Origin of the sequence: Bacillus sp. SRB_331 (assembly GCF_003264175.1) — a bacterium.
GTDB classification, from domain to species: Bacteria; Bacillota; Bacilli; order Bacillales; family Bacillaceae_G; genus Bacillus_A; species Bacillus_A mycoides.
In genome coordinates, this window is sequence record NZ_NADV01000007.1 from 331,544 (window position 1) to 346,416 (window position 14,873).

At 37.8% G+C, this 14,873-nt stretch carries 12 protein-coding genes and 1 riboswitch; of the genes, 6 read left to right on the top strand and 6 right to left on the bottom strand.

The window, feature by feature from the left end:
* Positions 1–127: 127 nt before the first annotated feature.
* A complete protein-coding gene (locus B5P42_RS05270; protein WP_113733771.1) occupies positions 128–2,056 on the bottom strand; it encodes an LTA synthase family protein in 1,929 nt (642 codons plus the stop codon).
* A 550-nt stretch (positions 2,057–2,606) separates the two neighbouring features.
* Here B5P42_RS05270 and B5P42_RS05280 point away from each other — a divergent pair.
* Positions 2,607–2,972 carry a YkvA family protein gene (locus tag B5P42_RS05280; protein WP_002016186.1) on the top strand — a complete coding sequence of 122 codons (366 nt, stop codon included), beginning with the start codon at positions 2,607–2,609 and terminating at the stop codon, positions 2,970–2,972.
* Between the two features lie 50 nt (positions 2,973–3,022).
* Positions 3,023–3,514, top strand: coding sequence for a metal-binding protein (locus tag B5P42_RS05285; RefSeq protein ID WP_002089644.1), 492 nt, complete (start codon positions 3,023–3,025; stop codon positions 3,512–3,514).
* Positions 3,515–3,690: 176 nt separating this feature from the next.
* Here B5P42_RS05285 and B5P42_RS05290 read toward each other — a convergent pair whose 3' ends face one another.
* On the bottom strand, positions 3,691–4,008 hold the full coding sequence (locus tag B5P42_RS05290; RefSeq protein ID WP_002167374.1) for a magnetosome magnetite crystal formation protein family: 318 nt from the start codon (positions 4,006–4,008) through the stop codon (positions 3,691–3,693).
* A 287-nt stretch (positions 4,009–4,295) separates the two neighbouring features.
* Here B5P42_RS05290 and lldP point away from each other — a divergent pair, with 287 nt between their 5' ends.
* The gene (lldP, locus tag B5P42_RS05295; RefSeq protein ID WP_002016180.1) at positions 4,296–5,957 is read left to right on the top strand and encodes an L-lactate permease; all 1,662 of its coding nucleotides are present in this window, start codon (positions 4,296–4,298) and stop codon (positions 5,955–5,957) included.
* A gap of 71 nt (positions 5,958–6,028) precedes the next feature.
* Positions 6,029–6,144: riboswitch (TPP riboswitch) on the top strand.
* Between the two features lie 112 nt (positions 6,145–6,256).
* Positions 6,257–8,017, top strand: a complete 1,761-nt coding sequence (thiC, locus tag B5P42_RS05300; RefSeq protein ID WP_113733773.1) for a phosphomethylpyrimidine synthase ThiC — start codon at positions 6,257–6,259, stop codon at positions 8,015–8,017.
* Positions 8,018–8,268: 251 nt separating this feature from the next.
* Here thiC and B5P42_RS05305 read toward each other — a convergent pair whose 3' ends face one another.
* The 3 genes from B5P42_RS05305 to cydA all read right to left on the bottom strand — a co-directional run bounded on the left by B5P42_RS05305 (position 8,269) and on the right by cydA (position 12,220).
* Entirely contained in the window at positions 8,269–9,627 is a 1,359-nt protein-coding gene (locus tag B5P42_RS05305) for an arsenic transporter (RefSeq protein ID WP_113733774.1), read from the bottom strand.
* 219 nt (positions 9,628–9,846) lie between these two features.
* On the bottom strand, positions 9,847–10,872 hold the full coding sequence (locus tag B5P42_RS05310; RefSeq protein ID WP_002089640.1) for a cytochrome d ubiquinol oxidase subunit II: 1,026 nt from the start codon (positions 10,870–10,872) through the stop codon (positions 9,847–9,849).
* Entirely contained in the window at positions 10,865–12,220 is a 1,356-nt protein-coding gene (gene cydA / locus B5P42_RS05315) for a cytochrome ubiquinol oxidase subunit I (RefSeq protein WP_002016174.1), read from the bottom strand. Before cydA ends, B5P42_RS05310 begins: the two co-directional genes overlap by 8 nt.
* A gap of 252 nt (positions 12,221–12,472) precedes the next feature.
* Here cydA and B5P42_RS31910 point away from each other — a divergent pair, with 252 nt between their 5' ends.
* Positions 12,473–12,622, top strand: a complete 150-nt coding sequence (locus B5P42_RS31910) for a hypothetical protein (RefSeq protein WP_002016173.1) — start codon at positions 12,473–12,475, stop codon at positions 12,620–12,622.
* Between the two features lie 89 nt (positions 12,623–12,711).
* The gene (locus B5P42_RS05320) at positions 12,712–13,797 is read left to right on the top strand and encodes a transcriptional regulator (protein ID WP_113733775.1); all 1,086 of its coding nucleotides are present in this window, start codon (positions 12,712–12,714) and stop codon (positions 13,795–13,797) included.
* A 67-nt stretch (positions 13,798–13,864) separates the two neighbouring features.
* Here B5P42_RS05320 and B5P42_RS05325 read toward each other — a convergent pair whose 3' ends face one another.
* On the bottom strand, positions 13,865–14,749 hold the full coding sequence (locus B5P42_RS05325) for a LysR family transcriptional regulator (RefSeq protein ID WP_002129960.1): 885 nt from the start codon (positions 14,747–14,749) through the stop codon (positions 13,865–13,867).
* Positions 14,750–14,873: the final 124 nt, after the last annotated feature.

The following is a 14,873-nucleotide window of genomic DNA, read 5'->3' on the forward strand; positions in this document are numbered from 1 at the left end:
CTCGTTTACATATTTTATTATAAAGATACTTCATTAATGTAGTGTAAATATTCGGTGAAGGTTATGTAATTTTAAAGTTAATGAATAGGAGAGGAAGGATAGTAGAAAATAAAAAAAGAGGCTGAGATTACTCAGCGCTCTTCTTTTCTTCTTTAATAGCTGTTTTTACTTCACCAGTTTTGATCTTGTTACTTTCAGAGAAGCGAAGTAAGTCACCTTCAATGATTTTGTCAGACATGTTCAATTCATTTTGGGCACGATCAATAAGTGGTTGAGATTCTTCTTTCGGTAATTGTACAACTTCGCCAGTGTTACGGTCGTAGAATGTACTGTTCGTGTACATGTACTTATCTGTAACGAAGCTACCGTCACGAAGAACAACGAATCCTTTATTATCAGGTGAGAATACATCATGACCGAATTGAATTTGATTCGTAGAATCCACACCAAGTAAGTTTAGAATTGTTGGTTTAATGTCAATTTCACCAGTCGGTTTTGAAATTGTTTTACCTTCTTTTTGACCTGGAACGTGAATAAACATCGGTGTTTTTTGTAAGTTCATATGGTCAAATGTAGTGATTTCTTCTTTTCCTAAGAACTGTGCCATTGCACGGTTATGGTTTTCAGAAATACCATAGTGATCACCGTAGAATACGATAACTGAGTTGTCGTAAATACCTTCTGCTTTTAGACGCTCAATAAAGTGTTTCATTGCTTCGTCTAAATAGCGAGCAGTTACCATGTAACGGTCAAATACGCCATCACCAGAATTGTATTCATCGATTAATTTCGTACTGTCATCATAAGTGAATGGGTAATGGTTTGTTAAAGTAAGGAAGCGAGTATAGAACGGTTGCTTCACTTCTTTTAACATATCGATAGATTGATCGAAGTATTCGATATCTTTTAATCCCCAATTTAATTTTGTTTCTGGCGTAATTTTGTAGTCAAGCTCGTTGTAGTAACGATCATAACCAAGTGCCGGATACATAATGTTACGGTTCCAGAACGTTGCGTTATTCGCGTGGAATACTGATGTGTGATATCCTTGCTGACGCAAAATTTCTGGAGTTGCTGTATATTCGTTATTACCGTGTGTGAAGAATACAGCACCACGGTCTAGTGGATACATTGAAGTATCTACTAAGAATTCAGCATCAGACGTTTTACCTTGCCCAGTTTGATGGAAGAAGTTATCGAAGTAATAACTTTCTTTCGCAAATTGGTTTAGGAATGGTGTAACTTCTTGTCCGTTAACTTGCGCACCAATTAAGAATGTTTGTAATGATTCAAGAGAGACAACAATTACGTTTTTCCCTTTTGCAGTACCAAACATATTTGGATCTGGTTTACTTTGTGCTGTTTTCACGTAGTTTTCTGTTTCTTGTAATTTACTACCATCAGCAAACGCTTTTTGTGAACTTGATTTTGCTTGTAAGCCAAGATCGTATGCTTGGTGTACATATAATCCTAAGTTTTTAACAAGCATAACGCGGTCGAATGAACGTGTTAATAGTTCTGGACGCTCAGCTTCTGCAAATCCTAGGTTTACGCAGAAAATAGCAACCGTTGACACGAAGTATAGAGAACGCATCGGACGCGCTACACGTTCTGTCGGTGCAAAATCTTTCTTCTTCTTCAATAGAACGAAGAATACGATAATATCCGCAAATGCAAGGATGATTTTGTAGTTAAATAATTCTTTCACACTAGAACCTAAACTTCCGAAATTAGACGTTTGTCCTAGTACTGGTAAAGTAACGAAGTCATTGTAGAATCCGTAGAACATTACGTTACCAACAAGAATGAACGTTAAGATAAAGTTAATTCCTAGTGCTATATAGTTACGTTTTTTCCCTTTTGCAAATAATGCAAGACCCACAAACAGTAATGATGCTGCTAATGGACTAATGAATAAAATGAATTCTTGCATGAAAGATTCAAGTTTTAAATCGAAGCTAGTGCGTGTAATGATGTAGGATTTTAGCCATACGGCCAAAGCCACGAATAAAGTAAAACGCACGTTTTGAAATTGTGATTTCATGGTTTCTTTCATTCATTTCCACCCTTTCTCTATCAGGCTTGGTCGATTTTGGAGCGAAAAATGTTAAAATAAAAAATACATAGTTTTCTTGGCCATAATTAGAGTTTCTATATTCACCCATATACGACTTTAACTATGCATACCCTTTTTGGTTTCTTGTGCTGCTCATAAGCATAACGTCATTTCTGTATTATACAACAAAATTCATTTCTGAGAAACACTATAACATTTTACATTTTTTGTATGTGATTTGTCACTACCAGAGAAAACTTTAACATTCGTTTATATGCCCGTCAACTAGAAAATATAACAAAAATAGAAAAGAATGTTAAGCGGAATTGAAAGTTTTTTGGTTGAGAAATATGGAATAGAAATCTTTAAGTGGTTGTCTAGAAAACTATTATATGAAGGAAAATACGAAAAAATTAACGAACACTTGTTCTTTTTGGTTTTGTTTGTTACAATGAAATTTCGTTGATAGATTATGTGTAATTTTGATGAACTTTTACTGATAACATAACATATTGTAGCTTATTTCTTTTGAAAATAGGGAGGCTTTTGAATGAAACAAAAATTTTCAGTTGAAGCGTTTTGGAAGAAAATAAAACATGTTGCGAAGCAGGCAGGGCAGTCGGTAATCTATGCGAGTTTATTGTTGTTTTACGTTTTGCAAAGACCGGATGTTCCAAAACGAGTGAAAATTATTGTAATCGGAGCACTTGCTTATTTCATTGCACCGATTGATGCCATTCCAGATTTCATTGCTGGAGTCGGTTATACGGATGATTTAGGTGCGTTAATGGCCGCACTATTACAAGCATCGATATACGTAAATGAAGATGTGAAAGATAAGGCACGAGTGAAGTTGGCAGAATGGTTTGGTTCGGATATAGACACATCATTTATCGATCAAAAATTAGATCAATAGGTGAGAACTGTCATAGGATGACAGGGCGAACGTAAGCGAGGAAGTGCATTATGCCATCAGGAAGAACGCATACGAAAATAAACTTAATATCCCTTCCGGTTGTTTTGTTTATGCTCTTTTCGTATGGATTAACAAGTTTTGATTTTTTATTAACTTTTGCAATTGGCTTTTTAGTAGGTACTTCATTTTTAACACCGGATTTAGATACGTACAGTAATGCGTATAATAAATGGGGATTCCTCCGCATTTTTTGGTATCCATATAGGAGCGTAATGCCCCATCGTTCCTTCTTCACACATACGATTATAATTGGTGATATTATTCGTATTGCATACATGTTAATTGTGTTTTCTCCGTTTTTATTCCTATTAAATATAATCGCATTCGGTGGAAATTTAATAGAAATTGCGAAGGAACACGAGGTTGAAATTGTAACGTTTGTAATGGGGATTGTTGTGGCGAGTACGCTCCACATTATAGCGGATAAAGCGAATACGCGCCGAAAGAAAATGATGAGAAAAAAGAAGAAACGTAGAAGATAAAAAAACCGTCCCAAAAGGTATTTTGGGACGGTTTTTTCTTATTAATAGGTAGGTTATTCTTGTCGTATTTTGTAGTTAATTCGATATTCCTTGTCGAATCGCCGATAAAATTTCATTTACGATCATGCGACATTAATTTTTGGACAGTTCCTTTTTAATCAAACGTTTGTTTAAAACTAAGCTTTCAGTATCTTAATACCTTTCACGATATTCCAAATGAAGTAGTATAAGCTAATGATTCCGCAAATGCATAAGACGATGATTGCTCCAATTCCAAGTGTTACGTCTGGTTGATCAGATCCGATGCCCATAATTCCTAAAATAACTAATCCAATAAATGAAGCGATGCTTGGAACGATATGTGTCCATAGAGCACGTTTCGCATGTGGTTTCGTTTCAGAATCGCCCACAATCCACACGATAATAGGGAATAAGATAGGTGCAAATAATACACTAAAGTATGATAAAGCTGCTAATATTTTGTTTCCGTTCATATATATCACCTCATAAGTAATGTCCGTTGTTATACTTTTAGTATGCGATAAATTTGGCAACCTTCCTATCGATTAACATTACAAAAACGTGACGCTTTTGTAAGATTTCCTTTTTAAATGATGAAATTTTCGAAAAAATCTTTTTAAATGAAAATTGTTGTGATAAAATTATTGAAAACGTTTTCTTAAATGTTTTGTATTTTTTAGGCTTAAAGGTATGATGACCTGGTAGTCTATTGATAAGGTTATATCTTATTTAAAAGGGGATTCTTTAGGGGGAGAGAACAATGAACACATGGACACAAGTTTACGATCCGTTCGGTAACATTTGGATTTCGGCAGCAGTCGCACTTATTCCAATCATCTTTTTTTTCTTAGCTTTAGCGGTTTTCCGCATGAAGGGGTATGTGGCAGGATTTATTACAGTTGTATTAACGATTTTGGTGGCGTTATTTGCGTATAAAATGCCATTCACAATGGCAATGGCAGCGACCGGATACGGTTTCTTATACGGATTATGGCCAATTGCGTGGATTATCATTATGTCGGTATTTTTATATAAAATTTCTGTGAAAACAGGTCAATTTGATGTCATTCGTGCATCTGTATTATCCATTACGAATGACCATCGTTTACTCGTTATTTTAATTGGATTTTCATTTGGAGCATTTTTGGAAGGGGCAGCAGGATTTGGTGCACCAGTAGCGATTACGGCAGCGCTTCTTGCAGGCCTTGGGCTAAATCCTTTATATGCAGCAGGTCTTTGTTTAATCGCAAATACTGCACCAGTAGCGTTCGGAGCGATGGGGATTCCGATTACAGTTGCTGGACAAGTAACAGGCATTGATCCGCATAAAATTGGACAAATGGCTGGGCATCAATTACCGTTCTTATCTTTATTTGTTCCGTTCTTTATCGTATTTTTAATGGATGGCTTTAAAGGAGTAAAACAAACGTGGCCTGCTTTATTTGTAGCGGGTAGTTCATTTGCAATTACACAGTTTATTACAGCGACGTTTTTAGGACCAGAACTTCCGGATATTACTTCAGCGCTTGTAAGTTTAGTAAGTTTATCGCTATTCTTAAAAGTTTGGCAACCGAAAGAAATTTATCAAACTAAGCAAGCGAATAGTGAAGTAGCAGCAACGACGACGGCGACATCTATGCCGAAACTAACGGTAGGAAAAGTAGTAAAAGCGTGGTCTCCGTTCATTATTTTGACTGTGATGGTAGTCATCTGGAGCCAGAGTTTCTTTAAAGCGTTATTCGCTCCGGGCGGCGCTTTAGAAAGTCTCGTATTTAAATTTGAAGTTCCAAGCTTGCACAATTTAGTAATGAAAGCAGAGCCAATTGTAAATAAACCAACACCTTATGAAGCAATCTTGAAATTAGATATTTTATCAGCGACTGGAACAGCAATTTTAATTGCTTGTATCATTTCTATCTTTATTTTGAAAATGAGTGCAAAAGATGCAGTAGCAACATTTAAAGAAACGTTAAACGAACTAAAAATGCCAATTCTATCTATTGGATTCGTATTAGGATTCGCATTTATCGCAAACTATTCTGGTCTATCTTCTACATTAGCGTTAGCACTTGCAGGAACTGGCGGATTATTCCCGTTCTTCTCACCATTCTTAGGATGGATTGGCGTATTCTTAACAGGATCAGATACGTCAGCGAACGCACTGTTCTCGAATTTACAAGCAATTACAGCGCAGCAAGTCGGTGTATCTGAAGTGCTTCTTGTTGCAGCAAATACAACGGGCGGTGTAACAGGTAAAATGATTTCTCCGCAATCAATTGCGATTGCTTGTGCGGCAGTTGGACTTGCTGGGAAAGAGTCAGATTTGTTCCGCTTTACATTGAAGCATAGTTTATTCTTCGTTACTATTGTTGGGATTATGACGTATGTGCAGGCTTATTATTTAACTTGGATGATTCCGTAAACAACAAAAGAAATAAACTTTGCATTTTTCAGATTATAGTGTATGATGGGAAAGTATTGAAAATTAAATCAGTGATAAACTAGGGGTGCCTAACGTATGCGTAGGCTGAGAGAGAAGCGTGTGAACTTCTTAACCCTTTGGACCTGATCTGGCTCGTACCAGCGTAGGGAAGTTAACGGCTTTACATAATTATGTCTTTATGAGCCAGGTCCTTATTCTTTTATGGACCTGGCTCTTTTTATTTTGGCATGCGCTGGCCATATCTCGTCCTTGTCACGAACAGGGGGGCAACAAAGGTTATGAAACAGTCTGTTTCAGCTGAGCAAATTGAATTGAAATCGAGTTTACCAGGAAGTAAGAAAGTGTATGTGGATGGAACACGTGAAGGTATGAAAGTACCAATGCGCGAGATTGAACAAAGCGATACGAACGGTGTTCAAAATCCGCCAATCCGTGTGTATGATACGAGTGGACCTTATACAGATCCAGAGTATAAAGTGGAGCTGGAAAAAGGGATTCCAACGCCGCGCCACTCTTGGACCTTGGGGCGTGGTGATGTGGAAGCTTATGAAGGACGCGAAATTAAACCTGAGGATGACGGTGTGAAAGTGGCTTCAAGACATACACCTGTTTTCCCGCAAATGGATCGTAAGCCGCTTAGAGCGAAGCAAGGTGCAAATGTTTCGCAAATGCATTATGCGCGTAATGGCATTATTACGTCTGAGATGGAATATGTTGCGATTCGTGAAGGGGTAGAGCCTGAATTTGTTCGTAAGGAGATTGCAGAAGGTCGTGCGATTTTGCCGGCGAACATTAACCATCCTGAAGCGGAACCGATGATAATTGGACGTAATTTTCACGTGAAGGTAAATGCAAATATCGGAAACTCTGCTGTATCGTCTTCTATTGCAGAAGAAGTAGAGAAGATGACGTGGGCGACTCGCTGGGGTGCAGATACGATTATGGATTTATCTACAGGTAAAAACATTCATACAACACGTGAGTGGATTATTCGTAATGCTCCGGTACCAGTTGGAACTGTGCCAATTTATCAAGCGCTTGAAAAAGTAAACGGAATTGCAGAAGATTTAACGTGGGAAGTATATCGTGATACGTTAATTGAGCAGGCGGAGCAAGGCGTTGATTACTTCACGATTCACGCTGGTGTATTACTTCGTTACATTCCAATTACTGCAAAGCGTATGACAGGTATTGTTTCGCGCGGTGGTTCGATTATGGCGCAGTGGTGTTTATTCCATCATAAAGAAAACTTCCTATATACTCACTTTGAAGAGATTTGTGAAATTATGAAGCAGTACGATGTTTCGTTTTCTCTTGGAGATGGATTACGTCCAGGTTCTATTGCAGATGCAAATGACGAAGCGCAGTTTTCTGAGCTTGAGACACTTGGTGAATTAACAAAAATCGCTTGGAAACATGATGTGCAAGTTATGATTGAAGGACCTGGGCATGTACCGATGCATTTAATTAAAGAAAATATGGAGAAAGAACTTGATATTTGTCAGGGTGCGCCGTTCTATACACTTGGGCCGTTAACGACAGATATTGCACCAGGTTATGATCATATTACTTCAGCGATTGGTGCTGCGATGATCGGCTGGTTTGGAACGGCGATGCTTTGTTATGTAACCCCGAAAGAACATTTAGGTTTACCGAACAAAGATGATGTTCGCGAAGGGGTTATTACGTACAAAATCGCTGCGCATGCAGCCGATCTTGCGAAAGGGCATAAAACGGCTCATCAGCGTGATGATGCACTTTCAAAAGCACGATTTGAATTCCGTTGGCGCGACCAATTTAATTTATCTTTAGATCCTGAACGCGCGATGGAGTACCATGATGAAACGTTGCCAGCAGAAGGGGCGAAAACAGCGCATTTCTGTTCAATGTGTGGCCCAAAGTTTTGTAGTATGAGAATTTCACATGATATTCGTGAATATGCGAAAGAAAATGACTTAGAAACGACAGAAGCAATTGAAAAAGGAATGAAAGAGAAAGCGGTAGAATTCAAAGAAACTGGTAGTCACTTATATCAATAACACGTTACACCTCTTTACTTGATTGATCACACTGTACCTAACTTAAATATAGAAGAAGCCCCCTTTGCTAAGACGGTAGCAAAGGGGGCTTCTGTCGTCTATCCCGCTATTTGTGGGTAGTAAAACTCCCACCTCAAAATTCGGCTGGAGCAAAGAAGTTAGGTGGGAGATAAACTGCCCGTAAACGCCCGATTGGTGCGGGCTAATAATCAGTGGGGGATGAACACCCACCCACTGATTAAAGTTTCACTTTATAAGGTGAAGAATAATTGTACCCAGTAGTATAAGAGGAATAATGTGACGACTGTTGTGAGTGGGATTACGATGAGAGATACGCTTAAATAATCTTTCCATTTCACTTTAATTTTGTTTTGTCTTAAGATATACATCCAAATGAGGGAAGCTAGTGTACCGATTGGTAATAATAGTGAACCGATGTCACTACCGATGATATTTGCGAGATAGATAGTTTTTAATGTGACTGGATCTAGTCCCATTTCTGTTAATGTGATTGTACCAATCATAAGTGCAGGGTGGTTATTGAAGACGTTAGAGAGGAGGGAAACGAGTCCGCCCATTGCAAAGCTGGCATAGAGTAGATGCTGACTTACAACTGGTTCGAGCCAACTTACAAGTGCCGCTGTTAACCCTGCGTTATGAAGCCCGTAAATAATTACATACATAGAGAAAGCGAAAATTAAAATGTGCCACGGTGTCTTTTTCAAAATATCGACTGGGTTTGTTCGTAAGTAGTACCATCTCCAGATGAGAAGAACGAGTGAACCGAGTACGGCAACGATTTCGATTGGAATCGATAAGAAGGATGCAACGAATAGAAGACAGCGCATAAGGAAGACGAAGCCTAATACTTTTAACATGAATTTCGTACGTTTTTGTTTCGTATTAACAGAATTTTGTCCTTTTAACGGATGGAAGTTTTTCGTGAAGAAAATTTCTTCAATATCATATGAAGAAACAGGCAATCTTTCTGGGATTTTTTTCTTTAAAACTGTATACATGAGCCATGACATAAACAGTAGCCCTAATGTTGCAGGTACAAACATCATAGCTGTATGCATATAAAGAGTCATATTAACAATATTTAATGCGATTAAGTTTACGATATTACTTACACCGATTGGTGCACTAGATGCAGTGGCAATTAAAGCACCGCTTAATAAATAAGGGATTTGTTGATGAGGTTTTAATTGAAGGTTTTTCAGAAGTAAAATCAAAATCGGTGTTGTAATTAAAATACTACCGTCATTATTAAATAAAAGAGTCATAAGAAAACATAGTAATTGAATGTACCAGTATAGGCGTCGTCCGGAACCTTTCGCTAAATTTGCGAGCTTCGCTGCGGACCAGTGGAAGAAGCCGAAGCTTTCTAATATAACCGCCATAACGATGGTCGCTAATATCGTTATAGAGGCACCGCCGATTTTACTTATAATGTCCATGACGTCTGGTTTTGATACAAGTCCAGTAATGAGGATAATGCTAGCGCCGACTGCTGCCGGCCACGCCTCATTTAAACCGCGAGGTCGCCAAAAGACAACAATCATCGTTAAGAAGAATACAATAATAGTAATCCATATTTCAATGCTCATATTTAACCTACCTTTCTATTTTCCCTTGAACAAATGTAGCTTGTCTCAAGTTTATATAGCATTATATTCAAAAGAAAATAAGAAGAACTAGGCATCTACCTTAATCTAGTGAATATGTGTATTTTGAGCAATAAGGCAAGTATAAGGAGTAGTTTAATAACTATTAGGAGAGGAGTCTAATAAATTAGGGGCATTCTATGTGTGAATGCCCCTAATTTACTATTTTTCCTTTAAAAATGTTCGATCTTTTAAGAATAAATTCCAGAAGAAAATAAATCCTGGTAGTAAAATTGCAATCCCGATTGCGTAAAGAATAAGAAGTGCATAGAATGTTTCGACCGTCGTAAAGCTTGTAAATACAGTTACGTCCGGGTAAATGATATAAGGTAAATGGGCGACGCCGTAAGCGTAGCTTGCAAATGCATATTGAGCGACGACAGCTAAAACTGCAATGCGAGGAAAGCCTAGTGTGCCATATTTCTTATTTGTCCACCAAAGGGAAGAGTATCCGATAACAAATAAAATGATAGAGACTGTAAACCATGGGAATTGCTTTATTAGTCCTTGCATAAGCCAGTGTGTTTCAGGGTCCATTACAACGAGAGCGATAATAGCAGTCACGAGCGTTGCAGGACCAAGTATGATGGCATTTCTTCTATAAATTCGGTACGTATCTTCAGAACCTTGTTCCCTAGCAAAGTCAGCAAGAAAGAGAGATGATAGAAATAGTTCCGAAGTTAGTCCGAAGAGCATATAACAATAAATAACGGGACTAGAAAGAAGTTTTCCGTAAAGGAGCACTTCTTTTCCTTCAGACATCGTAATATAGGCACCTTCTGTAACTGGCAGAACGGTAATTAATAGAGCTGGGATTAAGAGCCCGGTAATACCTGAAATAATCCGAAGAAGGTGTTGGTATTTTGGCAGGGAGTAAGCAAATACCATAAATGTACTACGAATCGCAACGAGTACTAAAATTAACATAACTGGTACAAACATAACGGTTGCAAGGGTAAAGGCCGCTTTTGGGAAGAAACCGAGAAAAGCAACGACGACAAAGACAAGAAACGTATTTGTTACTTCCCAAGTTGGTGATAAGTACCGATTAGCAAGCTTGGCAGCAAGCGTCGGGTGTTTAGCGTATACCATGCCCCAAAAACCAGCTCCAAAATCAATAGACCCTAGTATGCTATATACGAAAATAAGAGCCCATAAGATGATGATTGCAATGCTTTCCTCATGCACGAGAATCGCCTCCTTCGTGATGTAAATCATTCTTTAACGGATGTTTCTTAAAGAATGTCCGTAGTACAAAGACTGTTAAAATACCGAGTCCGATATATAAAATGATGAATAAAACAAATAAAGGACCGACGAAATCAGCGCGCGTAGAAGCATCTACCGTGCGTTGCATGCCATAAATTGTCCATGGCTGACGACCACTACAACTAAAAATCCATCCGAATTCAATACCGAGCAACATAACGGGTCCACAGGCGGCAGCTCCCCAAAGAAGCCACTTCGGTAACTCTACTCCTTTTTTTCGGTAAACAAAGTACCAATATAAGAGGGCAATAGCTGCAACTGCAAAGGTAAAGGCAGCGGTGCCGACCATTAAGTTGAATAGTGTATGTGTGTAAAATGGTGGCCACGTTTCTTGCGGGAATTCATTTAGCCCTTTTACAACGGTGTTAGGGTCTAGTCCCACTAATAAGCTAAGCATGTTCGGAATTTCAAGGGCATAGTTTAGTTCAAGTGTGTTAGGGTCCACAACCCCGCCAATCGATAAAGGCGCGTGTGATGTCGTTTCAAACAAAGCTTCAGCAGATGCTAGTTTTTCAGGTGAATGTTTATGTAAGGCAATAGCAGATTCGTGTCCTGAAAGCCACATCGTAGCACCTGTGATAAATGTAACGACAAGCCCTAACAGTAATCCTTTTTTATGGTAAGCAATTTCACGAGCACTTAAATTTTTCTTTAATAATTTAAATCCAGCGATAGAAGCAATAACAGCTGCTCCAGTTGTATAGGCCGTAATAACGACGTGGAATGCACTTGTGCCAAAGCTCGGATTAAAGAAAGCTTTCCACGGATCAACGTTAAAAACTGAGCCATCTGGATTCATTGAAAAGCCCGCAGGTGTATTCATCCATGTGTTTGCCGATGTAATAAGCACGGCAGATGCAGTGGCGCCAATCATAACGAAAAATAGCGAGATTAATCTCATAACTGGAGGCAGTTTATCAGCCGCATATACGTAAATAGACATGAATAAAGCCTCTAAAAAGAAGGCGAAAATCTCAATTTGAAACGGAACGGAAATAACTTGCCCAACAATTTTGGCGAAACCAGGCCAAAGAAGTGAAATTTGTACACCAACAATTGTTCCAGTTGGAATTGCTACACCGAGAAGGATAGCAAAAGCCTTTGTCCATCTTTTTGCCATAATGGCATAGTCGGAATCTTTCTTCCAGTGATAGAGTATTTCACTTATAAAAATCATTAAAGAAAGCCCGACTCCAAGCGTTGCAAAGATAATGTGGAATGCTAATGAAGAACCAAAAAATGCCCTTGCTAATGTTACGGTATCCATATGTATACTCCTCTTCTTTTTGCCATTATTTTCTGATTGAATTGGAAAATTTATTCAAAAAACTACCAGAAATATATATGTATTTAAAAAATGAGTACGGTAATGCAATATTTAAATATTCTAAAAAGAAAGAAATTGATATTTGGTAATATTTTATTTGTTTTTTAGGGCTGAATCTTTTATAATCTTTTATGCGAACGTAAGTTCTATTTCCGGGATGAAGAAGTTTATGTGAAATGGAGAGGGTGTTTTATGTATCCTGAAGTCATTAAAAAGATGGCATTTTCAAGAGAGCATAGAGATTTATTATTAAAGTTGTATAATAAAGAAATTACGCGTCGTGAATATGATCGACTTGTGGAATCGCTATATAGACCTTCTAAAGAGGCTTGCGAAGGATAAGGTGAGAGAGACAATCTAAAGGATTGTCTTTTTTATATTTGCGTATGTTCTGGTAAAATTAAGGTTAGCCTTAAAAGGAGGTGAAAAGCTTGCGAAAACGTTTATATATAGGGATTGGGATTATTCTCTTAATCGCTTTAGGTGGAGTTGTATTTTGGTCAGCTTTACAAGGAAATCGTACCGAGCATTTTATTTTACGACATATGGTGAATGAAAATGGAACACTTGCAACGTATCGCTTAGAGGATACAAAGGCAGGTAAGGGTGAAGCGAAGGGCCGTGAAGCTTTATCAGAATCTGCAGGGCTATGGCTACAATATACACTTGATAAAGATGATCAAGCTTTATTTGATGAACAAGTGAAGGTTATTCAAAATAACTTTGTACATAAGGATCGCATCGTTATATGGAAAATCTCTGAAAAGGGAGAAATGCAGTCAGCTACTAATGCACTTATCGATGATCTTCGTATTATAGAACAATTATATCGTGCTTATGAAATGTACAAGGAAGATCGCTATAAAAACCTTGCAGATCAATTGAGTGATTCTGTACTTCGTTATAATAAAAAAGGTAATTATTACGTTGATTATTACGATGCAGATACAGGAAAACAAAATAACTTTGCAACAACATCTTACATAAATCCGCATGCATTCTCTTATATGAAAAAGTATGGAAAAATTTCTGCACAGCAGTATCAAGAAGTTGTTCAGTTTTTAGCGGATTATCCAAGGCAGGGCTGGGCATTCCCGAAAGAGTATAAAGATGATGGGACATTTACGTACGATAAAGAAGTGAATCTTATTGACCAATCATACGTTGCTTATCATCGTAGTTTAGGCGGTCTTTCATCAGACGCTTATTTGGAATTTATAAAGAAGAAATTTCGCGAAGACGAAAAGTTATATGGTCGTTATAACTTAGAAACGGGAAAACAAGCTGTGAACTATGAATCACCAGCATCATACGGATTAACAATTTTGTACGTACTACAAACAGGTGATACAAAGTTTGCGAAGGAATTGTATGAGCGGATGAATACATTCCGAAATGATAATGTATTTAGTAGATATTATGGTGGATATGTAACAGGTGAGAATAATAATACACATATTTTCGATAACGTATTGCCGCTTTTAGCGGAAATGGAATTGGATAAGAGTAACAAATAAAAGGTGCCACCCTATGGGGATGGTACCTTTTATTTGTGTCGTTATTTGTTTGTAAAGCGATATAATTTTACGCCCTAATATTGGAGAAGTAATCAATCACGAATTCACGAAATTGCTGGGCGGTGTTTGATAAATAGCGCTTCTTCGACCAACTTAAGCCGATAGTTCGTTCGCAATTAGGTTCAATAATACGTAACTTATTTGATGCTAAAGTAGAGTTTTTTAATAAAGTTAAACTTGGGACAAAGGCGATGCCAAGACCTTGCTTAATGAGATCGCTAATCACGGTTGGTTCATCTACTTCAAAAGCGATATGTGGAGTGAAACCAGCTTTTTTACAAAATTCATCTGTTAAGTGCCGAAATCCGTAACCAGTGTTCATACTAATAAACGATTCGTCTTTTACTTCATGCAAATAGATACTTTCGCGGTTTGATAACCGATGTCCTGAAGGAACAGCTAAGAAAATTTCTTCTGTGATAAGTGGTTCCCAAACCATTTCCTCGCCTTCAATTGGTACAGAGGAGATACAAAAATCAATTTCCATATTATCTAGTTGCCGTTTCATAGAAGGAGTAGATGCGAGAAATTGTTGGAATCGAACGTTAGGGTGTTCTAGTAAAAAAGAACCGAGTAACTCGGGTAATATTCTTGGAATAGAAACTGCAAGTGTAATAGAGCCTTGTTGTAATTCAGCTAAATCTTTAATTTCGCGTTCCCCTTCACTCAATTCATGAAAAATGCGTTCTACTCGTTTTAAAAATACTTTGCCGAAAGAGTTTAATGTAATCTGTCGACCTTGGCGATCAAATAAGGGGACGCCTAAGTCCTTTTCTAGTCTAGCGATTGTTTTACTGAGTGAAGGCTGCGCGATATGCAATTCTTCAGCTGCTTTTGTCATATGTTCTAGTCGTGCGACTGTCTGAAAGTATTTTAATTGAAGAAGTTCCACTTCGAATCTCCTTTCTATAGACCAAAAGGAATGAATTGATAATTAAAGATGTATTATACAGTATGGAAAGTGACGTGTATAGTAAATCTGTTAAACCATTCGAAGGGTGTTAAATTAGGAGAAG

Coding starts and splice junctions, on each gene's coding strand:
- B5P42_RS05290 (WP_002167374.1), bottom strand. CDS start 4,008: ATGAACGGAAACAAAATATTAGCAGCTTTATCATACTTTAGTGTATTA.
- lldP (WP_002016180.1), top strand. CDS start 4,296: ATGAACACATGGACACAAGTTTACGATCCGTTCGGTAACATTTGGATT.
- B5P42_RS05305 (WP_113733774.1), bottom strand. CDS start 9,627: ATGAGCATTGAAATATGGATTACTATTATTGTATTCTTCTTAACGATG.
- B5P42_RS05270 (WP_113733771.1), bottom strand. CDS start 2,056: ATGAAAGAAACCATGAAATCACAATTTCAAAACGTGCGTTTTACTTTA.
- cydA (WP_002016174.1), bottom strand. CDS start 12,220: ATGGATACCGTAACATTAGCAAGGGCATTTTTTGGTTCTTCATTAGCA.
- B5P42_RS31910 (WP_002016173.1), top strand. CDS start 12,473: ATGTATCCTGAAGTCATTAAAAAGATGGCATTTTCAAGAGAGCATAGA.
- B5P42_RS05280 (WP_002016186.1), top strand. CDS start 2,607: ATGAAACAAAAATTTTCAGTTGAAGCGTTTTGGAAGAAAATAAAACAT.
- thiC (WP_113733773.1), top strand. CDS start 6,257: ATGAAACAGTCTGTTTCAGCTGAGCAAATTGAATTGAAATCGAGTTTA.
- B5P42_RS05285 (WP_002089644.1), top strand. CDS start 3,023: ATGCCATCAGGAAGAACGCATACGAAAATAAACTTAATATCCCTTCCG.